22 protein-coding genes are annotated in these 21,911 nt (G+C 63.6%); 10 read left to right on the top strand and 12 right to left on the bottom strand.

All coding sequences use genetic code 11. The features are described 5' to 3' along the window. Positions 1 to 96: 96 nt before the first annotated feature. Together K288_RS0101630 and K288_RS0101625 are read left to right on the top strand one after the other, a co-directional pair. Positions 97 to 981 carry a substrate-binding domain-containing protein gene (locus K288_RS0101630; RefSeq protein WP_027578005.1) on the top strand — a complete coding sequence of 295 codons (885 nt, stop codon included), beginning with the start codon at positions 97 to 99 and terminating at the stop codon, positions 979 to 981. Next, positions 978 to 1,541, top strand: a complete 564-nt coding sequence (locus K288_RS0101625; RefSeq protein ID WP_027578004.1) for a PQQ-dependent catabolism-associated CXXCW motif protein — start codon at positions 978 to 980, stop codon at positions 1,539 to 1,541. Before K288_RS0101630 ends, K288_RS0101625 begins: the two co-directional genes overlap by 4 nt. Positions 1,542 to 1,607: 66 nt before the next feature. Here K288_RS0101625 and K288_RS0101620 read toward each other — a convergent pair whose 3' ends face one another. The 8 genes from K288_RS0101620 to K288_RS0101585 form a co-directional block, all read right to left on the bottom strand. Beyond that, positions 1,608 to 1,901 carry a copper-binding protein gene (locus K288_RS0101620; protein ID WP_027578003.1) on the bottom strand — a complete coding sequence of 98 codons (294 nt, stop codon included), beginning with the start codon at positions 1,899 to 1,901 and terminating at the stop codon, positions 1,608 to 1,610. A 126-nt stretch (positions 1,902 to 2,027) separates the two neighbouring features. Further along, the gene (locus K288_RS0101615; RefSeq protein WP_027578002.1) at positions 2,028 to 2,639 is read right to left on the bottom strand and encodes a hypothetical protein; all 612 of its coding nucleotides are present in this window, start codon (positions 2,637 to 2,639) and stop codon (positions 2,028 to 2,030) included. Then, on the bottom strand, positions 2,636 to 3,484 hold the full coding sequence (locus tag K288_RS0101610) for an ABC transporter permease (protein WP_027578001.1): 849 nt from the start codon (positions 3,482 to 3,484) through the stop codon (positions 2,636 to 2,638). Before K288_RS0101610 ends, K288_RS0101615 begins: the two co-directional genes overlap by 4 nt. Further along, entirely contained in the window at positions 3,481 to 4,302 is an 822-nt protein-coding gene (locus tag K288_RS0101605) for an ABC transporter ATP-binding protein (RefSeq protein WP_051334291.1), read from the bottom strand. Before K288_RS0101605 ends, K288_RS0101610 begins: the two co-directional genes overlap by 4 nt. Then, entirely contained in the window at positions 4,299 to 5,270 is a 972-nt protein-coding gene (locus tag K288_RS0101600) for a YVTN family beta-propeller repeat protein (protein WP_244443026.1), read from the bottom strand. Before K288_RS0101600 ends, K288_RS0101605 begins: the two co-directional genes overlap by 4 nt. 14 nt (positions 5,271 to 5,284) lie before the next feature. Next, the gene (locus K288_RS0101595; protein WP_027577998.1) at positions 5,285 to 6,466 is read right to left on the bottom strand and encodes an ABC transporter substrate-binding protein; all 1,182 of its coding nucleotides are present in this window, start codon (positions 6,464 to 6,466) and stop codon (positions 5,285 to 5,287) included. Positions 6,467 to 6,667: 201 nt separating this feature from the next. After that, a complete protein-coding gene (fghA, locus tag K288_RS0101590; protein ID WP_027577997.1) occupies positions 6,668 to 7,513 on the bottom strand; it encodes an S-formylglutathione hydrolase in 846 nt (281 codons plus the stop codon). 87 nt (positions 7,514 to 7,600) lie between these two features. Continuing rightward, positions 7,601 to 8,221, bottom strand: a complete 621-nt coding sequence (locus K288_RS0101585; RefSeq protein ID WP_027577996.1) for a response regulator transcription factor — start codon at positions 8,219 to 8,221, stop codon at positions 7,601 to 7,603. Positions 8,222 to 8,412: 191 nt separating this feature from the next. Here K288_RS0101585 and K288_RS0101580 point away from each other — a divergent pair, with 191 nt between their 5' ends. Continuing rightward, entirely contained in the window at positions 8,413 to 9,780 is a 1,368-nt protein-coding gene (locus K288_RS0101580) for a sensor histidine kinase (protein ID WP_027577995.1), read from the top strand. A 26-nt stretch (positions 9,781 to 9,806) separates the two neighbouring features. Here the strand turns inward: K288_RS0101580 and K288_RS0101575 are convergent, their stop codons facing one another. After that, positions 9,807 to 11,417 carry a rhodanese-like domain-containing protein gene (locus K288_RS0101575; protein ID WP_027577994.1) on the bottom strand — a complete coding sequence of 537 codons (1,611 nt, stop codon included), beginning with the start codon at positions 11,415 to 11,417 and terminating at the stop codon, positions 9,807 to 9,809. 198 nt (positions 11,418 to 11,615) lie between these two features. Here K288_RS0101575 and K288_RS0101570 point away from each other — a divergent pair, with 198 nt between their 5' ends. Then, entirely contained in the window at positions 11,616 to 14,051 is a 2,436-nt protein-coding gene (locus tag K288_RS0101570; protein ID WP_051334290.1) for a TonB-dependent receptor, read from the top strand. Here the strand turns inward: K288_RS0101570 and K288_RS0101565 are convergent. From K288_RS0101565 to K288_RS0101555, 3 genes are all read right to left on the bottom strand, one after another. Beyond that, on the bottom strand, positions 14,048 to 14,422 hold the full coding sequence (locus K288_RS0101565) for a YkvA family protein (protein WP_027577992.1): 375 nt from the start codon (positions 14,420 to 14,422) through the stop codon (positions 14,048 to 14,050). The genes K288_RS0101570 and K288_RS0101565 overlap by 4 nt on opposite strands. Positions 14,423 to 14,497: 75 nt before the next feature. Further along, positions 14,498 to 14,872, bottom strand: coding sequence for a LuxR C-terminal-related transcriptional regulator (locus K288_RS0101560; protein WP_027577991.1), 375 nt, complete (start codon positions 14,870 to 14,872; stop codon positions 14,498 to 14,500). Continuing rightward, on the bottom strand, positions 14,869 to 15,738 hold the full coding sequence (locus K288_RS0101555; RefSeq protein WP_027577990.1) for a S1C family serine protease: 870 nt from the start codon (positions 15,736 to 15,738) through the stop codon (positions 14,869 to 14,871). Before K288_RS0101555 ends, K288_RS0101560 begins: the two co-directional genes overlap by 4 nt. A 184-nt stretch (positions 15,739 to 15,922) precedes the next feature. Between K288_RS0101555 and K288_RS0101550 the strand changes: the two genes are divergently transcribed. From K288_RS0101550 to K288_RS0101520, 6 genes are all read left to right on the top strand, one after another. Further along, positions 15,923 to 17,155 (top strand): amidohydrolase family protein, encoded by a 1,233-nt coding sequence (locus K288_RS0101550; protein ID WP_027577989.1) that lies wholly within the window; start codon positions 15,923 to 15,925, stop codon positions 17,153 to 17,155. A 173-nt stretch (positions 17,156 to 17,328) separates the two neighbouring features. Beyond that, positions 17,329 to 19,605 (top strand): TonB-dependent siderophore receptor, encoded by a 2,277-nt coding sequence (locus K288_RS0101540; protein WP_027577988.1) that lies wholly within the window; start codon positions 17,329 to 17,331, stop codon positions 19,603 to 19,605. Between the two features lie 12 nt (positions 19,606 to 19,617). Continuing rightward, positions 19,618 to 20,757: a PepSY-associated TM helix domain-containing protein gene (locus K288_RS44345; protein ID WP_051334289.1), complete on the top strand. Its 1,140-nt coding sequence runs from the start codon at positions 19,618 to 19,620 to the stop codon at positions 20,755 to 20,757. Further along, entirely contained in the window at positions 20,754 to 20,951 is a 198-nt protein-coding gene (locus K288_RS0101530; RefSeq protein ID WP_027577987.1) for a hypothetical protein, read from the top strand. The genes K288_RS44345 and K288_RS0101530 overlap by 4 nt, the downstream gene beginning before the upstream one ends. A gap of 121 nt (positions 20,952 to 21,072) precedes the next feature. Beyond that, entirely contained in the window at positions 21,073 to 21,498 is a 426-nt protein-coding gene (locus K288_RS0101525; protein WP_027577986.1) for a DOPA 4,5-dioxygenase family protein, read from the top strand. Positions 21,499 to 21,663: 165 nt separating this feature from the next. Next, positions 21,664 to 21,911 (top strand): transposase (locus K288_RS0101520; RefSeq protein WP_043159176.1); only part of this gene is annotated, 248 nt, incomplete at its 3' end.

The following is a 21,911-nucleotide window of genomic DNA, read 5'->3' as shown; positions in this document are numbered from 1 at the left end:
GCAGCATGCCAGGCGAAATCACCACGAAGCTGTTGCACGCCGTGACGTGCCGGGCAATCTATGGTTAGCCACAAACAAGAAAGAGGAGGAAGCGCGATGGCGGGTGCCGGACGATATCGCCGCTTGTTGCCGGTGCTGCTTGCGATCGCCGCGATGGTGGTCGGGCATGGTGCCGCTCGCGCGCAGACCAACGACAGCGGCGATCTCTCGATCGAATTGATTGATCCCAAGGTCCTGCGCGTCTGCGCCGACCCGAGGAACCTGCCGTTCTCCAACGACAAGGGCGAAGGCTTCGAGAACAAGCTCGCCGAGCTGTTTGCCCAGAAGCTGCAGAAGAAGCTCGAGTTCACGTATTTTCCGCAGGCGACCGGCTTCGTGCGGATGACGCTCGGCTCGCACCGCTGCGACGTCATCATGGGCTTTCCGCAGGGCGACGAACTCGCCCAGGGCACCAATCCCTATTATCGCACGGCCTATGCACTGGTCACCAAGCAAGGCAGCGGCCTCGACGATGTCACCACGCTCGAGGACGAGCGGCTGAAGGGCAAGCATATCGGCGTCGTCGCCGGCACGCCGCCGGGCACCAACATGGCCGCGGCCGGCCTGATGGCGAATGCAAAACCCTATCCATTGATGATCGATACGCGCATCGATTCCTCCGCAGAGGCGATGATCAAGGATCTTGCCAAGGGCGAGATCGATGCCGGCGTGTTGTGGGGGCCGATGGCCGGCTTCTATGCCAAAAAGGCCAATCCGCCGCTGCATGTCACGCCGCTGGTGAAGGAAACGACGGGCCCGAAACTCGTCTATCGCATCGGCATGGGCGTGCGCCCGGCGGACCAGAACTGGAAACGCCAGCTCAATCGCCTGATCCAGGAGAATCAGGGCGACATCAACAAGATCCTGCTCGACTACGGCGTGCCGCTTCTGGACGAGAGCGATCGGCCGATCGGCCAGGACACGGCGACGAAATCGCCATGAGGCGCTGGCTCACGAGCCTGGTCGTTGCCACCGCGGCGCTCGGCGCAGCAGTCCACGCGCAGCAGCCGGTCGCCGAGCCGCAAGAATACCGCATCGAGAACTACCGGGCGCCGGTGCCAGCAACGCTTGCCGGCGCTCGCGTGCTCTCGACTGCGGAAGCCGAGACGATCTGGCGCGACAAGACCGGTGCTTTTGTCGACGTGCTGCCGCGTCCGCCAAAACCCGCCAATCTGCCGGAAGGCACCGTGTGGCGCGACAAGCCGCGACACAACATCCCGGGCAGCATCTGGCTGCCCGATACCGGCTATGGAAAGCTCGCCGATGTAACTGAAGACTATCTTCGCCGCGGCCTTGAGCGTGCCTCTGATGGCAACAAGGCGGCGCTGCTCGTGATCTATTGTCAGGAAAATTGCTGGATGTCGTGGAACGCAGCCAAGCGCGCGCTGACCTACGGCTATTCCAACATCGCCTGGTATCCGCTGGGATCCGATGGATGGGAGCACGCAGGCTTGCCACTCGTCGAAGCCAAGCCGGAGCCGCGGACGGGTGAAGAGAAATAAGCCCTGCGATTTCACTCAGGCGAGGCCGAACCTCGGCCGCGAGGGCCGAGGTTCAGTGGGATCACATTATTGCTTCTTCAGGTCGGTGATGGTCTTGGTGCCGCCGCCTTCGGCGGCGGAGAAGTTCACCTTGTCGCCGGCATGAAAGGGTTCAAGCTTGTTGGTGTCCTGCACCTTGAACTCCTGGATTGCGCCGCTACCTGCGCCGACCGTGCCACTCTGCGTCTGCTGGATCGAGATGGTGCTATTCAGCCGGTCGATCTTGGTGATGGTTCCCGTCATGTTCTGTTGAGCCGAAGCCGCGGTTGCAAACATGCTGACGGCCGTCGCGCTCGCCAAGATGATGGTCATTGCTCTCATCAAAACTCTCCCGGTTTCGAGATGGCCTGAGCGACAAGACGCTGGAATCACATTTGGTTCCGGCATTTAGTCGGTGGAACCGGACAAAAGGTGAGCTGTACTGACCTTTTTGCGCCGGAACCGGCGCTACTCCATCTCTTGCTGGATCGTACGGCCAAGCGCGAACAGGCGCTGGTCGATCGTTGTCGGTACTTCGCAGACAAATCTGACCACACGTTGGCGGTCCTCGAATATCCGCGTTTCCCACAGGAGGGTGTTGCCGAGTTCGTCGACCTTGGCCTGATCGGGCGAGGACGCGTTCTGCAGCGCCTGCAGCGCGAGCGTGTCGGCGCGAATCTTCTCAGCGGCCTCGCGTTGCTTGCGGCTCACCCGCTCGATTCCGTTCATGACCGAGGAACGCTGGGCGTTCAGCGAATCGAACAGGCCCGCGAACAGCAGCTTGCCGGCGGTGGTCTTGTCGGCCGCGGAAGCCGCCAGGAAATCCGTGATCGCCTTTTGTGCATCATCGAGCGGCGTGCGCCGCGCCGCCAGTTTCTCCACCAGCGCGCTGATCTTGGGATCCTCCTTCCATTTGTCCTGCACGTCATCGAGCGGTGGTCCCGCCCATACGGCCGCCAGCGAAATCTCCGGCACCTTGGCCTGCGCGCAGGGCCAGTTGGGATAGCGCGGATCGGCGGCACAAGCGACCCCGGTCGATGCAACGGCAAGCAATGCTCCGATCGCAATCCGCCCGATCATGTCTCGCCTCCGGCAGGCCCGCGCCGCGCCAATCCGCGCGAGGGATCGTAAGCCAGGATCGCGCCGATCATGAAAACTGCTGTGCAGCCTGCGACGACGCCAAGCGAAATCCAGTTGATCTGGCCGTACAACGCAAAGCGGATCAATTCGACCGCGTGGGTGAATGGATTGAGCTGGCAGACATAATAAAGCATCGGGCTGCCCTCCTGCACCCGCCACAGCGGATAGAGTGCGGATGAGGCAAAGAACATCGGAAAGATCACGAAGTTCATGACGCCGGCAAAATTCTCGAGCTGCTTGATGCCGGAGGATATCAGCATGCCGAGCGCTCCTAACATCAATCCTGACAGCACCAGCGCCGGCAGCACCGTGAGATAGCCGATCGGCGGCGGGGTGATGTCCCAGAGCCATGCGATCACAAGGAAGGCATAGACCTGCAGCAGCGAGACCGCGGTGCCCGCCAGCAGTTTGCAGAACAAAAGGTACCCGCGCGGCAGCGGGCTCACCAACAGCGTGCGCATATTACCCATCTCGCGGTCATAGACCATCGAGAGCGAGGATTGCATGCCGTTGAAAAGCTGGATCATCGCCATCAGTCCCGGCGCGATATAGACCTCGTAGAGGATGTACGTCTCGTAGGGCGGGATGATCGAGATACCCAGCACCTGGCGGAAGCCAGCCGCGAAGATGAAGAGCCACACCAGCGGCCTGACCAGTGCCGAGATGAACCGTTCGCGTTGATGCAGGAAGCGCAGCGCCTCGCGCCAGACGATCCCGTTGAGGCAGGTGATGTATTCGGCAAAGGAGAAGCCGCGCCGCGACGGCGTGACGGTGATGGAGCTCATGATGCCTCGCTCACGCCTTTGCCGACAGCCCCGGTCAGGCGCATGAAGGCGGTGTTGATGTCCTGTGCGCCCGTGTCTGCGATCACGCGCGAGACCTGGCCGCGCGCCAGCACCTTGCCCTGGTGCAGCACCACGAGATCATCGCTTGCCGTGATCTCGTCGAACAGATGCGTGGCCCAGAGCACGCCGATGCCTTGCTCGGAGACGAGTTGCCGGACGTGGTTAAGAATGTCCGAACGCGCCTTGACGTCGAGGCCAACCGTGGCCTCGTCCAGCAGCAACAAACGCGGCCGGTGCAACAGCGCGCGCGCGATCTCCAGCCGGCGCATCTGACCGCCGGAGAGATCGCGCACCTTGCTGCCGGCGCGGTCGGAAAGCGCGATGCGCGCCAGCACCTCGCCGCTGCGCAAGCGTGCCTCCCGCCGGCTAATGCCGTGCAGGGCTGCATGATAGAGCAGGTTCTGCGTCACCGAGAGATCGAGGTCGAGCGTGCGCGGCTGGAACACGACGCCGAGCAGACGCAGCGCCTCGCCCGGCGCGCGGCTGATGTCGTGACCGAAAATGCCGATGCGTCCGGTCTGGATGCCGAACAATCGCGTGATCAGCGAGAACAGCGTGCTCTTGCCGGCGCCGTTCAGGCCGAGCAGCGCCGTGAAGCTCGCCGGCGCGACGTCAAAGCTCACATCGATCAGCGCGCGGCGCGCGCCATAGGAATGGCTGACGCCTTCGATCGACAAGGCGGCCGCGCCGGCAGGATCCTGCCGGGCCGATATGTCCGACGATGGTTTGTCTGCGATGGGTTTCTCGGCTGCTGTCATTGCGGTGCAATCGTTACGCCCCAGGGCAGTTCGCCGACCTGGATGGTCTTGATCACTTTTTGCGCGGCGACGTCGATGACGGAGACGTCGTTGGACACGCCATTGGTCACCAGCAAATATTTCTCGTCCGGCGTGAACGCCATGTGCCAGACGCGCTGCCCGACCAGGAGATACTTGGTCACCTTGTGATTGACGGCGTCGACCACCGCGATCCGGTTGGCAGGGCCGAGCGCGACGAAGGCGGTCTTGTCGTCCTTGGTCATGCCGATGCCGACGGGCTGGATCGCTTCGCTGCGCAGGCCGGGAATGTTGAAGGAGACCTTGCCGGTCACCACGTGCTTGACGGGATCTACGATCGACACCGTGCCGCCGATCTCGGAGGACACCCACAATTCCGAGCCGTCATGCTTGAACTCGGCGAAGCGCGGCCGGGCGTCGACCAGCACGTTGGCCACGATCTGGCGCGTCGACGTGTCGATGAAATGCGCCATGTTGGTGGTCTCGGAGGTGTTGATCAGGATCTTGCCGTCGGGGCTGATCGTCATGCCCTCCGGCTCGACGCCGACCTGGACATCGCCGATACGGGCGCGCTTTTCGAGATCGATCACGGTCACCGTATTGTCGTTCTCGTTGGCGACGTACATGATCTTGCCCGCGGCATCCTGGGTGAACAGTTCCGGATCGGGCCCGGAGGGCAGGGTGTCCACCACCTCCTGCTTCTTGGCATCGATCACCTGGATGGTGTCGTCATCGCCGACCGCGACCATGACGAACTTGCCGTCGCGGGTGAACTCGATGCCGCGCGGACGCTGGCCGACCTTGATGGTTTTCGTCACTGTCCAGCTATCGGTGTCGATGACCGAAACTGTATTGCCCTTCTCGTTCGAGACAAAAGCCATGAAGGCGGAAGCGGGTGCGGCGGCCGCGAGCCAAAGGACCGTTCCGGAAAGCAGACAGTGGCGCCACATGCGCGATCTCTCCTTCATTGCAGTTTGCATTTTGTCTCGGGACGGTCGGCGCCGAGCGTGTCGAGCTCGGAGACTTGGTGCAGGAAGCCTTCCTGGGGCGACACCGAGACGACCATGCGGCCGTCGACCAGAAGAATCGGCTGGCGAAGCTGCAGGTTCCAGTCCCGCAGCGTCAGCCGCGTGCCCTTGAACGCGGCCACCGAGAAATCCGGTCCCTTGAGGAAAGCGAGCAGCCTCTTCGGGTCACCGGAGTTCGTGCGCGAGGCGGCTTCGCCGATCATGCGCGTAGCGGTCCAGGCCTGCATGTCGAGCGCGGTCATGCGCCGCGAATTCAGCTTCATGAACCGGTTCTGCATCTGGATCGCGCCCCATTGATCCTGCGCCGCGTCCCAGCTCGTGGGTACGAGCCCAGCCGAGCCCGCGACCGGCCGCGGGTCCCAGGTGCGGTAAGGCAGATAGGACGCGAAGACCTCGCTTTCGTCAGCGGCAACCAGCACGTCATAGGCCGGGATCTGCTGGGTGAAGACCGGCATCTGCCGCTGGATCAGCGTTACCCCGCTGTCGGTGCGGCGGGCACCGCCGGTGTCCTCGAAGGTCTTCTCCTGCACGATCTTGGCGCCGAAGCGCGTCGCGGCGCGTCGCAGCGCATCGGCATAGAGCTTGTCCTTGTCATGCGAGCCGACCACCAGGAACCAGCGCTTCCACTGCTTCCACACCAGATATTGCGCCAGCGCATCCGCCAGCATCGAGCGCGTCGGCGCGACGTGGATCAAATTGGCGCGGCAATCCTGCTCGCGCAGCCGGTCGTCGATTGCGCCGGCATTCAGCAGCACCGTGCCGCGATCGCGCAACGCGTCCGCCGCCTGCAGCAGCGCATCCGGTGGAAGATCGGCGATGATGAAGTCATTGCGATCGGCAAGCGCAGTCGCGGCCTTCGCCACGTCCTCGCCTTCCTTGAGACGGACCTCTTCCAGGTTAAAGCGCTGGTTGAGGAATTTTCCGGTGGTGTTGTTGTCCTCGATCGCAAGCCGCGCGCCGGCGATGCCGTCATTCTCGGCGGGCTGCTCGACCAGCGACAGCTTCTGCTGAACGCCGGCACGGCTGAGATAGCCGATGCCGATCGCGATCGGCTCGGCGGCACACACCGGCATCGCCATTGCGATCAGACCGATTGCGGCGACCAGCCATCGGACCATGTTTCCTCCCGACGCTCCTCGCCTTGACCGGCGATGGAGCTACTCTTGGGCTGCAAGATGACTGAATTGTCCCGGCTTGCAACCCCGCATTTTGTCGTTGCGACGTTCTCGATTCCGCCCGATCACGATCATGAGAGCGCGGTTTGCCGTCGCGGCAATGATGTGAATTGCCGCTGTACCCGTAACCGCGACGAAGATGGTTCAGGCCGTCAGCCGCGCGGCGTGCCAGCGCAAATGATCGGCCATGAAGGTGGAGATGAAATAATAGCTGTGGTCGTAGCCTTCCTGGCGTCGGAGCAGCAGCGGGATATGCGCCTGCGCGCAGGCCTGTTGCAGCAGTTCCGGGCGAAGCTGTTCAGCAAGGAACGAGTCGGCATCGCCAACGTCCACCAGCAGGTCGGAAAATCGCGCGCCGTCCTCGATCAGCGCCACCGTGTCATGCTTGCGCCACGCGCTTCTGTCGTCGCCGAGATAGCCGCCGAGGGCCTTGGTGCCCCAGGGCACCTGCGACGGCGCCACGATCGGCGCGAAAGCGCTCGCAGCGCGATAGCGGTTGGGATGGCGCAGCGCCACCGTCAGCGCGCCGTGCCCGCCCATGGAATGGCCCATGATCGACTGCCGCACGGGATCGACCGGGAAATTTGCCGCGACGACCTGCGGCAATTCGTGCGTCACGTAACTCCACATCCGGTAGTTATGGGCAAAGGGCTCCTGCGTGGCGTCGACATAGAAGCCGGCGCCAAGCCCGAAGTCGTAGGCGCCGGCGGGATCGCCGGGCACGCCCTCGCCGCGCGGGCTGGTGTCGGGCGCCACGAAGATCAGGCCGAGATCGGCGCAGGTGTCGCGGTATTCGCCTTTCTCGGTGACATTGGCATGGGTGCAGGTCAGGCCGGAGAGATAGTACACGACCGGCAGCTTCGCGCCTGCCGGATGCGGTGGGACATAGACCGAAAAGGTCATGTCGGTCCTGGTCTCGCGGCTGGCATGCTTGTACACGCCCTGGATGCCGCCATGGGATTTGTTGGTTGAAACGGTTTGAATCGTCATCTCCAGCACTCCGGCGCTTTGCTTTGTCTGCGCATAATTTTTTCGGAAAACCGCTGCCTGCATGTCCGTATCATGCGTGCGCGATCTTCAGGCGACGCCGCTCTCGATCGCCAACCGCACCAGTTCGGCCGAGGTGCGCACGCCCAGTTTCTGGCGCATGATCGAGGAGGTGTTGGCGACGGTCTTGTAGGAGGAATGAACCAGCCAGGCGATCTCGGAGAGCGTCTTGCCGGCGCTGAGCAGGCGCAGGATCTCCATCTCGCGCGGATTGAGCTTCGACAGCGGGCTCTGCGCCGCGGCGGGGCCGGCAAAGGCCACGCGCCGCGCGATGGCGGGCGGCAGATAGACCCCGCCATTGCCGACTTCGTGGATGGCCTCGACGAGATCGTTGGGATCGCCGGTCTTCGCCACATAGCCCTTGGCGCCGATCTCGATGGCGCGGGCGGCGAACACGGGATCGTCGTTCATGCTGAACATGATGATGCGTGCGGAATCGTCGCGCATCAGCATCCGCCGCGCCAGCTCGAAGCCCGAGACGGTCGGCAGGTTAATGTCGATCACGGAGATATCGGGACGTTCGGCGACAAAGACGCGTTCGCCGCTTTCGGCGTCGCATGCTTCAAGTAACTCGATCTCCGGTTCGTCGGCGAACACGGTGCGGCAGCCGGAAGCGACGATCGGATGGTCGTCAACGATCAGAACGCGCATGCTTGAAGTCCCGGATAGCTGCGTCAGTGCGTTGCTGCACCGCATCAGATTGCATGGACGCGGCTTCCCGCCGGGCCCGCTCATGCATCTCCAGCGCGATTACTGTACCCTTCGATTAGACAGACGCGGTATTTGTCTGTCAACGCTCCTCTTGATTGAGGAACCTAAGCGGATGATCGTGGGCAAAGGCGATGTGGCAGAAACTTTCCTTGCGCGGGCGGATCAACCTGCTGCTGGCGCTCGTCCTCGCGCTCGGTCTCGCCATCAACATCGCCCGCCTTGTCGTCGAGGCCGGGCCCCGGGTCCAGGCTGAAGACCAGAGCGTCATCCGCCTCGCGCGGGAATTCGTAACCACGATCGTGTCCGGGCTGAACGAGGCTCCCGATCCGGACGCCCGGCTCGACCAGATCGTTCGCGATCTGAGCCGGCTGCGTCACGTCAGCATCACGCGACAGGATGGCGCGACCGCGAGGTCCGGGGAGGCCGAGGCGATTGACAGCCGCGAGGAAGCGCGATCGCCGCCGGCCTGGTTCGTCACGCTGGTCCATCCGGAGACAACTTCCGTTAGCGTGCCGATCTCGATCCGCGGTAAATCCGAATCGCTCGTGATCACCTCGCATCCGAATGACGAGATGGCGGAGATCTGGGATGGCATCGTCACTCAGCTCGCGGTCGGTTCCGCGATCGTAATTGTGCTCTTCCTGATCATCAGGAGCGTTGTCGGGCGCGCGCTGGCGCCGCTCGAGTCGCTGTCGCAAGCCATGGCGAAGATCGAGGCTGGGCAATACGATGTTCGGGTGACGCCGGGCGGCGCGCCGGAACTGGCTGCGATCTGCGCCAAGCTCAATCATCTCGCGGCCACGCTAGGCGAAGCGATCGAGGACAAGCGGCAGCTCGCCGAACGCGCCTTTTCGCTGCAGGATCGGGAGCGCAAGGAGATCGCGCGCGAACTGCACGACGAACTCGGCCCGCATCTGTTCGCATTGCGCGCTCACGCAAGCGCGTTGATGCGGCTATCTGATGCGCGCGATGCAGCTCCGGACCAGGTACGAAAGCACGGCGGGGCGATGCTGGAGCAGGTCAATGCGCTGCAGCAGTTCACCCGCCGGATACTGGAGAAGCTGCGCCCGGTCGGACTAGCCGAGCTCGGACTTCACGAGGCGCTCTCTGCCCTGTTCCGCTTGTGGACCGAATCGCATCCCGAAGTGGCGATCGAGACCAGCATTTCACCTTCCCTTGGCGAGACCGGCGAGACCGCCGATCTCACGATCTATCGCGTCGTCCAGGAAGCGCTGACCAATGCCTTTCGTCATGCCGGCGCGACCGCAGTCAAGGTCACCGTCGAGCCGGCTGAGCAGCCGGACAGCGTGCGGGGACATCGCGGCAGCGCGCGGGTGCAGGTCCGCGACAACGGCCGCGGCTTGAGCCCCGATCACCAGTTCGGCTTCGGCCTCACCGGCATGCGCGAACGCCTGTTGGCATTGGGCGGCTCGCTGACGGTTTCGTCATCTGACGGCGTGACGGTGGAGGCGCTGGTACCCACGCAAGCGCGCTCCTAGACTGGCTCGAATGGCAGCGTGACGCTTCAGACCACGTGAAAGTTGGACACTGAATCGTTTGCGAGCTGGGTCACAAGGTGCAGCTCCCAATCGATATAGGCCTGCATCGCGGCCGCCGCATTGTCCGTCCCCTCATAGGGGCGCTTGTAGACATCATCGGGTTGCGAGATCCAGGAATGCCGGTCCCGCTCCAGCGGCTGATTGCTATTGGTCCAGGCGCGCGTTCCGCCTTTCAGCACGGCCACTTTGCGCTGTGTCGAGGCGGTCGCATCCGCGAGCGCGAACATCGCTTCGTCGCCGTCGGCGCTGGTGAGAACGATCGCGCCCTCGCCGGGCAGTCGCGGCAGATCCTTGGCGAAGCGCGAGGCCAGCACGAAATGCGCGCCGGAGATATGGCCCGCCGCATAGGCGGGACTGCGCGCCAGATCGATGACGGTCCAGCTGTCGCGATTTGCGATCAGTTCTGCGACGTCGATCGCGGGGCCGGAGGCTGTTGGCACCGGACGGCGCGGTGGCGGAGCGCCGGCCTCGGTCGGCCCAATCAATTCCGGCCCGACGACGTGAGCGTCCCAGCCCATCTGGATCAACCAGGATGCGGCCATGCGCGCGCGAACGCCGTCGTCATCGAACAGCACGAGCCGCGATCCGCGCACGGCAATCCATTCATCCGTGGCCTGCACGAGCTGCCCACCAGGTGCCGAGGCGAAGCCCGGCGGATGTCCGCGCTCGTATTCCTCCGGTGTCCTTACATCGAGCAAATAGAGCGTACGTTCATTCGCTTGCGCGAGAAAGCGAATGAATGTGCTGTGGTCGAGCGCCGAAACGCCGACGTGCGCTGCCCATTGCGTCGCGCTGGCAAGGGCCGTGGAGTAAGTCGCTTCGGGGCGCTGCAGGAACCGGTCGGTCCGGCCGCGTTCGACCTCGTGTCCGGCCAGGGTCCAGCCGATCGTGCCGTTTCGTAGCGCGAAAATCCGGTTCGGAAGCCCGGCGTTGATCAACGACTGCGTGCCGATGATGCTGCGCGTCCGGCCGGCGCAGTTGACGATGATGGTGGTGCCAGGCGCGGGCGCGATTTCCCTGCCGCGAAACGCGAGCTCACCGCCGGGAACGCTGACGCCGCGGGGAATGCTCATGGTGCGGTATTCCTCGAACCGGCGGGCGTCGAGCACCACCAGATCGGGCTCCGTCTCGATCAGGGCCTTGACCTCGTTCGCCGACAGGGAAGGTGTGTGGCGGATCGCCTCGACGAGTTCGCCGAACGCCTTGCTCGGCACATTGACGTCGCGAAAGACTTCGCCGACCGTTCGATAGGCTTCCAGGCCGCCATCGAGGATCGAGACATCCGTATAGCCGAGTGCTGAAATACGTTTCGCCGCCCGCTCGGCATATCCTTCGCCGTCGTCGTACACGACAATGGGGGCGCCGAACCGCGGGATCAGATCGAGAACACGCAATTCGATCTGCGAAAGCGGCAGGGAGACGGCGAAGAAGGGATGCGCCAGCGAGTAGGGGCCTTCCTCGCGCACATCGAGCAGCGCCACCTCCTCGCCGGCCCGCCAGCGCCGGCGCAATTCCGTTGATGTCATGAGTGACGCGGCGTCGGGCCGCTTCGGCTGGGTGCCGGGGATTGGCTTCATGGGGAGTAACCAGAGACGAATTCACTGTCATCGGCATATAGCAGATATTTATTGGTGGCCGAGGGCTCCGGCCGCGAAGGGTCGGGAATTCTTCCCGGAACTTTCGGGAACACTTGCAAGTAGCGCACTGCTCGTTCCGCACTCTACTATCGCTCGAACCGGCGATAACGGCCGGACGGTGGGTGGAATGGGTGGTAAATGGTGGGCGTGCGGGTTTGGCTTGCCGCATCGATTGCGACGGGGGTCGTCGTTGTCAGTGGGAACGAGACGGGATTCGCCCAGAGCGGGGGACAGCAAGTCGAGACATTGCCGCCGGTCGAGGTGACGCCTGCAGACCGCGCCAGGCGCGGCCGTCCGACGGCGGCTCCCGTTCGTGCGCGGGCGAGAGCGCCAAGAGTGGTGTATGTCCCGACCGCGCCGACGCCGACCTCGGATTCGGCTGCTGCAGTCGAGGCGGACAAGGTGCCCGCGGCCGTCAATGTCGTCGACAGCAGAGAAATCGCGCGAACCGATTCGCTCAATATCACGACTGCGCTCGACCAACGCGTGCCCGGCATCATCGTCAACGAGGTCGCCGGCAATCCCTTCCAGCCGGACGTTCAGTTCCGCGGCTTCGTGGCGTCTCCCGTGGCAGGCACGCCGCAGGGCCTTGCGGTCTATCAGAACGGGGTGCGGGTCAACGAAGCCTTTGGTGACACCGTCAACTGGGACCTGATCCCGACCAGCGCGGTCAGGTCCATCGATGTCGTGACCAACAATCCGGCCTTCGGTCTCAACGCGCTGGGCGGCGCGGTCGTCGTACAGATGAAAGACGGCTTTTCCTATCAGGGCGCCGAGATCAACAGCATGGGTGGCTCGTACGGCCGCTTCCAGGGGGCGGCGCAGTGGGGCAAGCAGATCGACAATTTTGCCGTCTATGGCGCGCTCGAGGGCCTGCACGACAACGGCTATCGTAATTTCTCCCAGTCCGACGTCCGCCGCTTCTACGGCGATGTCGCCCACAAGAACGACGTCAGCGAATTCCATCTCAATATCGGGCTCGCCGACAACAAGTTCGGCGCGGCGGCGACGGTGCCGGTCGAACTGCTGCAGCGATATTGGGGCGCGACCTACACGACACCGCAAACCACTGCCAACAAAGTCGGCTACTTCAACCTGACCGGAAAGGTGGAGGCGACCCCAACCTGGACCATCGAGGGCGCCGCGCATCTGCGTTTCTTCAAGCAGAAGACGCAGGATGGCAACCCGACAGAGACGCAGCCCTGCGAGGCCGATGCCGGGCTATTGTGCTTCAACAGTGATGATGTCCCCGCAAACGGCCTGAACGGCGTTCAGCTCGCCAATCCGTTTCCAGCGGGCGCAGTGCTCGGCGAGAACGACCGCACCACGACGAAATCGACCACGGGAGGCATGCAACTGGCGGCGACGAACACGGATCAGCTCTTCGGCCATGACAACCGCTTCACGATCGGCGGCAGCTTTGACACCAGCGTTACCTACTTCACCGCGAGTGCGGAGCTCGGCACCATCGGCACGAACTACGTGGTCAGTGGCAGCGGCATCTTCCTCGGCCAGTCCGGCGATCCCATCTCGATCGGCCCGGTCTCGCTGCGCACCACCAATCAATATACCGGCATCTATGCAGTCGACACCTTCGACGTGACGAAGGCGTTCTCGATCACCGCGGGCGGCCGTTTCAACGATGCGCGCATCAGGCTTGACGACCAGCTCGGCGGCGCGCTGAGCGGCTACAACACTTATGACCGCTTCAATCCGCTCATTGGCGGCACCTACAAGATCACACCGGAGCTGACCGCCTATGCCGGGTATTCCGAAGCCAACCGCGCGCCGACGCCGCTGGAGCTCGGCTGCGCCGATCCCGCGCGCCCCTGCATCGTCGCCGCCTTCCTGGTCTCCGATCCGCCGCTGCAGCAGGTGGTGTCGCGCACCGTCGAGGCCGGCCTGCGCGGCACCAAGGAATTGAACATCGGCACGCTCTCCTGGAAGGTCGGCGGCTTCCGCGCCACCAACAAGGACGACATTCTCGCGATCCCAAGCCCTGAGCTGCAGGGCTTCGGCTATTTCCAGAATGTCGGCTCGACGCGGCGACAGGGCGTCGAGGCCGAGATCCAGATGAAGTCATCCGCGCTGCAGATGTATGCGAGCTATGCCTTTATCGATGCGCGCTTCCTGGATGCGCTCCAGGTCGGCTCCAACAGCCCCTTCGCTGATGAAAACGGCAATGTGCAGATCCTGCCCGGCAACCAGGTTCCCGTTCCGCGCCATCGCATCAAGGCCGGCTTCGACTATGCGCTCACCGATCAGTTCAAGGTCGGCGCGGACGCGATCTATGTCAGCGGCCAGTATTTTGTCGGCGACGATTCCAACCAGGCGCCGAAGCTCGCGTCATACGCCGTGTTCAATGCTCACGCCTCCTACCAGTTCACCAAGAACTTCCAGGTCTATGGCCGCATCGATAATCTACTTAACAACCACTACGCGACCTACGGCACCTTTTTCGAGACCGACCAGGTGCCGAATTTCCCCGCTGGCGGCACGGAGTTCACCGATGCGCGCTCGGTCAGCCCGGCGCGGCCGCGCGCGTTCTATGTCGGCGTGCGGGCGACGTTCTAACTCCAGCGCGCATAGGCCGCCCACCCGGCGGCAAGCGCCGTAGCGATCCAGACCAGGATGATGACGGCCATTGCGGTACGGCTGGCTGGAGGCGAGGCCTCACTCGCCCTGGCGCGGCACTCGACCATGATCTCCTTCGGGACCAGCGAGATGACGAGCCAGATGCCGAGCGGCACCAGCACGAGATCGTCGAGATAGCCGATCACCGGAATGAAGTCGGGAATGAGGTCGATCGGCGAAAGCGCATATCCGGCAACCGCAACGGCAAGCAGCTTCGCATACCACGGCACCCGCGGATCTCGGGCGGCCAGATAGATGGCGCGACTGTCGCGTTTGAGCGAGCGCGCCCAGGGTTTTATACGATCGAGCATAGGGTGCCTGCGACGGAGTTCGCCCGCATCACTAGCATCCGATCGCATTACTTGACGATGCGTCACCTCGCACCACTAGAGATGGATCACGCCGCGCCGCGCCGCATGTGCCACCGCGTCGGTGCGGCCGGTGGCATCGAGCTTGTCGAGCAGCGAGCTGACGTGGAATTTGGCGGTGTGCACGGAGATCCCGAGCTGTCGCGCAATCGTCTTGTTCGAGGCGCCCTCGGCCATCAGCGCCAGCACGTCGCGCTCGCGCGGCGTCAGCTCGATCTCCGATCGTTCGCTTGCAGGCTGCTCCCGCGAGACCAGCGCGATGCTTGCCGCTTCGCCCGGGGCGGCAAGGCGCAAGCCGGGAACGCCGCCGAGCAGCGAGGCGAGCCGGTCCGCCAGCGCGGGATCGCCGATGTCGATGGCGATGACGAGGGGAAGCGAGGTCTGTTCGCTCACGTCTCCGGCCTTTCCCCGACCGTCAGCTTGACGCGCACCGGCTCGCCGCCGCGCCGCACTGCCACGTCGACGGTCGCGCCGACGCTGTCGGGCCCGAGCGCTTTGAGCAGCGCCCGCACACCGGAAATCTTCTCGTCGTTCCAGCCGACGATCACGTCGCCTTGGCGGATGCCGGCGGCGGCCGAGGGACCAGTCTTGTCGACGCTCATCACCATCGCGCCGATGCCGTCGTCGAGCTTGACCGGCTGCAGGCCGAGCCCGAGATAGCCGCGCGCGATCCGGCCATGGGTCTCCAACCGGCCCGCCACGCGCTCGATGGTCGCGGCCGGGATGACAAGGACGCGCCGCGCGCCGAGCACGGCCATGCCCATGGCATCGCCTGAGGCATTGAGCGCAAGCCCACCCTCGTGACTGGGCCTCAGCCGGACGTCGAGCTCGATGCGCGCATCGATGTCGCCGCCGCGCAGACTCCGCCACGTGCCGCCGACTAGCGATATCAGGCCCAGCGCCGCCGCGGGCACGCCACGCTCGGCGGCGGCGACCAGCGCCAGCGATCCGAGCGCCGGTACCCCGGCTGAAAGCTTGATCGGCGAGATGTTAGAGGTCTCGACCCGCAACAACGCGACATCGGTGGTGTGATCGCGTCCGGCGATAGTTGCTGACCGTTCAGTTCCGTCGGCAAAGCGGACGAGGACCTCGCCTTCTTCGGCCAGCGCCTCATCGGCGGTGACGACCAGGCCCGCTTTCCAGACAAAGCCCGAGGCGCGCGAGCGGTGCGAGTGCACGGAGACGACGGCAGGCGCGGCGCGGGCGACGATTTCGGCCGTCGCGCCGGAGACTGTGGCAAGCACTGAGGGATCGGACATGGCAAAACTCCGTTGGATTTTCTCCGATCTGGGCACGCTCTTGCGCCGTTGGAAACTGCCCGGGTGGGCAGGCGCGAACGGCCGCGCCTGCAGAGAACGGTATCCATCTTGCATCAGATGTGCATTGCGGCGCTCGAAACGAGACCCGTATTCTCAATTCTCCTGCCGACCGGAATTCCCTGATATGACCGACCTCCTGATCCGAAATGCCCGCTTGCTGGGACAGGGCGACGCGCTTGCGGACATCGCGATTTCGGATGGCGTCATTGCCGAGATCGCGCCGCGCCTCGGCGGCGATGCCCGCCTGACGCTGGATGCCGGCGGAAACCTGGTCACGCCGCCGTACGTCAACGCCCATCTGCATCTTTGCAAGGTGTGGACATTGCCGATGATGTCGGAAGCGGCGCTCGAAGCCTATCACGGCGGCAGCATGAGCGAGGCGGCGAAAGCGATCGATCTCGCCGCCGCGGTGAAGGAGCAATACGACGCGTCCTGGATCATTCCGAACGCGAGGCGTGCGGTCGCGCTGGCGGCGCTGCATGGCAATCTGCATATCCGGGCCTTTGCCGACGTCGACACCAAGGCGCGGCTCGAGGGCGTCAAGGCACTGCTGGCGATTCGCGAGGAGTTCCGCGATATCGTCGATCTCCAGGTCGTGGCGTTCGCGCAGGATGGACTTGCGCGCGAGCCGGGTGCCGACCGTTTGATGCGGGAGGCGATGGCGATGGGCGCAGACGTCGTCGGCGGTATTCCCTGGATCGAAGCCAGCGCCGATGACATGCGCGCCCACATCGATTTCTGTTTCGATCTCGCTGCCGAGTTCAATGCTGATATCTCGATGCTGCTGGACGATGTCGGCAATCCCAACATGAAGACGCTGGAAGCGATGGCGCGCCAGGCGATCGCGCGTGGCTACCAGGGCCGCGCGCTGGCGCATCATTGCCGGGCGATGGCGCTCTATCCCGAAACCTACTTCGGCGAATTGACCGGGTTGCTGCGCCAGGCGCGCGTCAGCATCGTCAGCGATCCCCACACCGGTCCGTTGCACGCAGGGGTCAAGGAGCTTTTGCAACAGGGCGTCAACGTCTGTCTCGGGCAGGACGATATTTCCGATGCCTACTATCCATTCGGCCGGAACAACATGCCCGAGGTGGCGTTCCTCGCCGCGCATCTCTTGTGGATGACGAAGCAGCAGGACATCGATACCCTCTATGAGATGATCACGTCGCGCCCTGCCGCAGCGATCAATCTGGCGAACTACGGCATCGAGGCGGGGTATACCGCCAACCTTGTCGTGCTCGATCATCCCGATGTCACGAATGTGCTGCGCTTTCACGCGCCTCCGGCCGTCGTCGTCAGCCACGGACGCATGATTGATCTCGCGCAGATGCGCGATGTCGCACAGCTCAGGCGATGATGCTTCTCGATGCCACCGACGCCCAGGTTTTAGAATCGTTCTTGGAACGATTCTTGAAAACTCTAGAGGTGTTCTATTGGCGGCGGCCTCCACTCCTCGCCTAAGCGTGATCGCGCTGGCGCGCCGAGCTTGTCTGCGGCGCGCAGGGGTCAAGCTGTAGTTGGGGTGGTGGATTGAAGGTTCTTCGTGGGGTGGCGGTCGCCGCGTCGGCGACGGTATCGTTTTTGGCATTGTTGCCGCAGGCAACGTTTGCGCAGTCGAGTTCTTCGCAATCGGCGCAGCCGCTGCCGCCGGTCGTGGTCGCGCCGCCTGAAGCGCGCCGCCGCGCGCCGCCCGTGGCGCAGCGCCGCGTCCAGCGCGCCACGCAGATCACGCCGCCACGCCAGGCGCAGCCGCCACGTCGCAATACCACCGTAGTTGAGGATCCACGCGGGCCGATCGATGGTTATGTTGCCCAGCGCAGCATGACCGGCACCAAGACCAATACGCCGATCATGCAAACGCCGCAGGCGATATCCGTCATCGGCCGCGAGCAGATCCGCGATCAGAAGCCGATCAAGTTCGACGAGATCCTGCGCTACGCACCTGGCGTCGTGGCCAGCACCTTTGGCGCCGACACCCGCAACGACTGGTTCCTGATCCGCGGCTTCAAATCCGACGATATCGGCCTGTTCCTCGATGGCATGCAGCTCTTCTACACAGCCTATGCGAGTTGGAAGCTACAGCCATTCAACATGGAACGTGTCGAGGTCCTGCGTGGACCGTCGGCAGTCCTCTACGGCGGCTCCAGCCCGAGCGGCATCGTCAATGCCATCAGCAAGATGCCGCCAGCCGAACCGATCCGCTATCTCGAGACCGGCGTCAACAATTTCGGAAACGCCTATCTCTCGTTCGATTTCGGCGGGCCGGTGCAAACGCAGACCAGCAATGGCGCAAATAATGGCCAGTTGTTCTATCGGGTGGTCGGCCAGGTCCAGAACGGCGGAACGCAAGTCGACTTCACGCCGGACAACAATTACTTCATTGCGCCATCGGTGACGTTCAAGCCGGACGCAGATACCACCTTCACGGTGCTGGCCTCGGCGTCGAAGAACGACACGCGCGGCATCAATTTCCTCCCTTATGTCGGCACGGTCGTCAATGCACCGTTCGGCCGAATTCCCACGCACTTCTTCGGGGGCGATCCCAGCGTCGACTCCTTCAGGCGCGAACAGGAGATGCTGGGATATCAGTTCGAGCGCAATCTTTCCGACAACGTAACGTTCCGGCAAAATGCCCGTTTCGCCCATGTCGACGTCACCTACTCGGGGCTGATCGGCAACGGCTATTCTAACATCGCGGCGGGCGACCTCGCGCGTTACAAGTTCTTCGCCCACGATGTCGCCAACCAGGCCAACCTGGATAGTCAGGTGGAATATCGGTTCGAGACGGGGCCGGTGAAGCACACGACATTGTTCGGGCTCGATTTGCGATCATACCGGATCGCCGACTTCCAGGGCTTCAGTTTCGATGCCCCCTCGATCAACGTCCTGAATCCGATCTACACGCCGATCACGGGGTTTTCGGGGACGCCGTTCCGGGATTTCATCCTGAGCCAGCAGCAGCTCGGCGCCTATATGCAGGACCAGATGAAGTTTGGCGGCTTCACTTTGGTCTTGAGTGGCCGCAACGATTGGGTCTCGACCAACCAGGACGACCGTCCATCCGGCGTCACCCAGCTCAACCGCACCGACAGCAAATTCAGCGGCCGCGTCGGCCTGATCTACAATTTCGACAGCGGCTTTGCGCCTTATATCGCCTATGCGACGAGCTATAATCCCGTCATCGGCACCGACGCCGCCAACCGACTGCTGCTGCCTGAAACAGGCGAGCAAACCGAGATCGGCCTGAAGGTGGAGCCGGCGGGCTTCAACGGGCATTTCGGTGTCGCCTGGTTCGACCTCAAGCGGCAGAATGCGCTGACGACCGACCCGGTCTTTCCTCTGCTGCAGACCCAGAATGGTGAGGTCACCTCCCGCGGCATCGAAGCCGAAGTGGTCGCCAATATCATGCCCGGTCTGAAGCTGACCGGCACCTTCTCGACCTACGAACTCTTCATCAGCAAGGACCTGAACCCCGCTTTGATCGGCAAGGCGCCCACCAACTCGCCGCAGCAGGTGGCGTCGACCTGGGCGGACTATACGTTCCAGGATGGGCCACTGCGCGGGTTTGGTTTTGGCGGCGGTCTGCGTTACGTCGGCGAATCCTTTGCCGACCCCGCCAACACGCTGATCGTGCCGTCCGTGTTCCTTGGCGACGCGGTGGCTCACTATGAATGGCAGAACTGGCGAGCCGCCTTGAATGTCGTCAACGTATCCGACAAGATCTATGTCGCAAGCTGCGCATCGTCGACGTCCTGCTTCTACGGTGATCGGCGCCGGATCACGGCGAGCCTGACCTACAAATGGTAAAGGAGTAAGACGCTGAAGGCACGCGCCGTCAGGCTCTGGTCGCTGGTCCACACCTGGACGAGCTTGGTCTCGACCCTGTTCCTGCTGCTGTTGTGCCTTACCGGCCTACCGCTGATCTTTCACCACGAGATCGACGAGGCGCTGGGCTATGCGCCACAGCCGGAAGCTGCGGCCGGCGTGCGGCCAGTGCCTCCGCAGCGGATCGTTGAAGCAGCGCTCGCCGCCGATGCCGGCCGGGTGATGCAGTACATCTCCTGGGACAAGGATGAGCCCGGGCTCGTGCTGGCTTTCACCAACGATGCCGTCGACGGCAAGCCGGACAATGCGACAGTGCGCGCCTTCGACGCGGTCTCGACCAGGCTGCTTGGCCCAGTCGGTACCGGCCCGATGCTGATCGTACTGAAGCTCCACACCGATATGTTCGCCGGCCAGGCCGGCAAGCTGTTCCTCGGCGGCATGGGGCTGTTGTTCGCGGTCGCGATCGTTTCAGGCGTTGTTCTGTACTGGCCGTTCACGCGTCGTTTGAGTTTTGCGACAATCCGCAACAACAGCTCGCGCCGGGTCGGCTGGCTCGACTGGCATAATCTGATCGGCGTCGTCACCATCGCCTGGGCGCTCGTGGTCGGCTTGACCGGCGTCGTCAATACCTGGGCGGAACTGATGCTGGCGCAGTGGAAATCGACCGAACTCGCCGCCATGGTCGCGCCCTATGCCGGCAAGCCACCGCCGGCGCATCTCGCATCGCTGGACGATGTCGTTGCGCAGGCGACCAAGGCGGCGCCGGGCATGGAGATCGCATTCATCGCATATCCCGGCACGCCCTTCACCTCATCGCATCATTTTGCCGCCTTCATGCGCGGCGATACGCCGCTGACCTCGCGCCTGTTGAAGCCGGTGCTGCTCGACGGCGAGACGGCAGCGGTGGCCGATACGCGCGCGTTGCCAGCGTATTTGCAGGCGCTACTGATCTCGCAGCCGCTGCATTTCGGCGACTATGGCGGGTTGCCGTTGAAGATCATCTGGGTGGCGCTCGACGTGATGACGATCGTGGTGATCGGCAGCGGTCTCTACCTCTGGCTCGCGCGACGCAGCAGGAAGGCGCATGCCGCTGCCGTGCGGGCGGAAGGTGCAGTGGCGCTTGCGTCGCGATGACCAGTCGCACCGACCGCTCGCCCCGTTGGCTCAGCGTATTCGGCGCGCCGATCCTTGTCGCCGCGTTGACGTTGATCGGGCTTCTGGCCGCGCTGATGTTGGGCGATTTCGGCCGCTACCTCTCGTGGGTGACCGTCGCCATACCCGTGATCATATGCCTGTGGACCTGGCTGCGCGTCCGTATTTCGTCTTGAGGCTTTGGTCGTTGAATCGAACACGCTCATCGGCCTCATCAGAATAGGTGCCGAGGCGGCCCGTGGCGCCGGAACCGAGGAACGCTTAGATTACCCTGCCTGAACAGGCGAGGTGAATCGAATGAGCGATTTACAGCAAGGCGCCGCACCGCGATCGGTCGGCGAGATCGCGAGCTATCACGCCCACATCTACTACGATCCGGCGACGACGCGGTCGGAGGCCGAGCGCTTGAGGACATGGATCGGCGAGCGCTTCTTGGTCACGCTCGGCCGATGGCACGACGTCAAGGTCGGGCCGCACGACCAGGCGATGTACCAGGTGGCTTTCGCCAAAGAGGTCTTTGCCGAGTTCGTGCCATGGCTGATGCTCAACCATGGCAGTCTCAGCATCCTCGTGCATCCGAACACGAGCAATCCGCGCCGCGACCATCTGGTTGATCCGCTCTGGATCGGCCCGCCGCTCGCCGTGCATGGCGAGAAGCTGCCCGAAGAGACCGAGCTGGAGCAGGCCCCCGCGCCGAACACGACGCCGCATCTTCGGCCGTGAGTATTGGTCTGTAGGGCGGGTTAGCGCAGCGTAACCCGCCGGCATTCTCGCAAATGAAATGGCTGGTTACGCTGCGCTAACACTACTGAGTCAAGCGGTCGCGGTCTTTTGGGGCTGAGAATCAAGTAATTGAAGAGATTCAATATTTGGCACGTGGAGGGCCAGATGGATCTCGATCAGAGCGAAGCACGGTTTGCGGAGTATGTGGCCGGTCTTGGAAGCGCGATCGGTCACGCGGAGCGGACGAGGCCGCTGCGCGACTATTGCACGGGGCTGATGCTGCCTGGGGAGCGCAAGAGCGTGGAGCCGATGGCGGCGCGGACGGCTCCGGCGCGCACGGCGGCACAGCACCAGTCGCTGCTGCATTTTGTCGCCAACGCGGCCTGGTCGGATGAGGACGTGCTGGCCAAGGT

Source organism: Bradyrhizobium sp. Ai1a-2, assembly GCF_000426245.1.
In the GTDB taxonomy this organism is placed as follows: domain Bacteria; phylum Pseudomonadota; class Alphaproteobacteria; order Rhizobiales; family Xanthobacteraceae; genus Bradyrhizobium.
The sequence above is the reverse complement of the archived record's forward strand: the minus strand, read 5'-3'. Positions and strand labels throughout refer to the sequence as shown.

Bases quoted from the DNA above. Each gene is read 5' to 3' on its own strand.
- K288_RS0101630 (WP_027578005.1), top strand. From the start codon at position 97: ATGGCGGGTGCCGGACGATATCGCCGCTTGTTGCCGGTGCTGCTTGCG.
- K288_RS0101625 (WP_027578004.1), top strand. From the start codon at position 978: ATGAGGCGCTGGCTCACGAGCCTGGTCGTTGCCACCGCGGCGCTCGGC.
- K288_RS0101620 (WP_027578003.1), bottom strand. From the start codon at position 1,901: ATGAGAGCAATGACCATCATCTTGGCGAGCGCGACGGCCGTCAGCATG.
- K288_RS0101615 (WP_027578002.1), bottom strand. From the start codon at position 2,639: ATGATCGGGCGGATTGCGATCGGAGCATTGCTTGCCGTTGCATCGACC.
- K288_RS0101610 (WP_027578001.1), bottom strand. From the start codon at position 3,484: ATGAGCTCCATCACCGTCACGCCGTCGCGGCGCGGCTTCTCCTTTGCC.
- K288_RS0101605 (WP_051334291.1), bottom strand. From the start codon at position 4,302: ATGACAGCAGCCGAGAAACCCATCGCAGACAAACCATCGTCGGACATA.
- K288_RS0101600 (WP_244443026.1), bottom strand. From the start codon at position 5,270: ATGTGGCGCCACTGTCTGCTTTCCGGAACGGTCCTTTGGCTCGCGGCC.
- K288_RS0101595 (WP_027577998.1), bottom strand. From the start codon at position 6,466: ATGGTCCGATGGCTGGTCGCCGCAATCGGTCTGATCGCAATGGCGATG.
- fghA (WP_027577997.1), bottom strand. From the start codon at position 7,513: ATGACGATTCAAACCGTTTCAACCAACAAATCCCATGGCGGCATCCAG.
- K288_RS0101585 (WP_027577996.1), bottom strand. From the start codon at position 8,221: ATGCGCGTTCTGATCGTTGACGACCATCCGATCGTCGCTTCCGGCTGC.
- K288_RS0101580 (WP_027577995.1), top strand. From the start codon at position 8,413: ATGTGGCAGAAACTTTCCTTGCGCGGGCGGATCAACCTGCTGCTGGCG.
- K288_RS0101575 (WP_027577994.1), bottom strand. From the start codon at position 11,417: ATGAAGCCAATCCCCGGCACCCAGCCGAAGCGGCCCGACGCCGCGTCA.
- K288_RS0101570 (WP_051334290.1), top strand. From the start codon at position 11,616: ATGGTGGGCGTGCGGGTTTGGCTTGCCGCATCGATTGCGACGGGGGTC.
- K288_RS0101565 (WP_027577992.1), bottom strand. From the start codon at position 14,422: ATGCTCGATCGTATAAAACCCTGGGCGCGCTCGCTCAAACGCGACAGT.
- K288_RS0101555 (WP_027577990.1), bottom strand. From the start codon at position 15,738: ATGTCCGATCCCTCAGTGCTTGCCACAGTCTCCGGCGCGACGGCCGAA.
- K288_RS0101550 (WP_027577989.1), top strand. From the start codon at position 15,923: ATGACCGACCTCCTGATCCGAAATGCCCGCTTGCTGGGACAGGGCGAC.
- K288_RS0101530 (WP_027577987.1), top strand. From the start codon at position 20,754: ATGACCAGTCGCACCGACCGCTCGCCCCGTTGGCTCAGCGTATTCGGC.
- K288_RS0101525 (WP_027577986.1), top strand. From the start codon at position 21,073: ATGAGCGATTTACAGCAAGGCGCCGCACCGCGATCGGTCGGCGAGATC.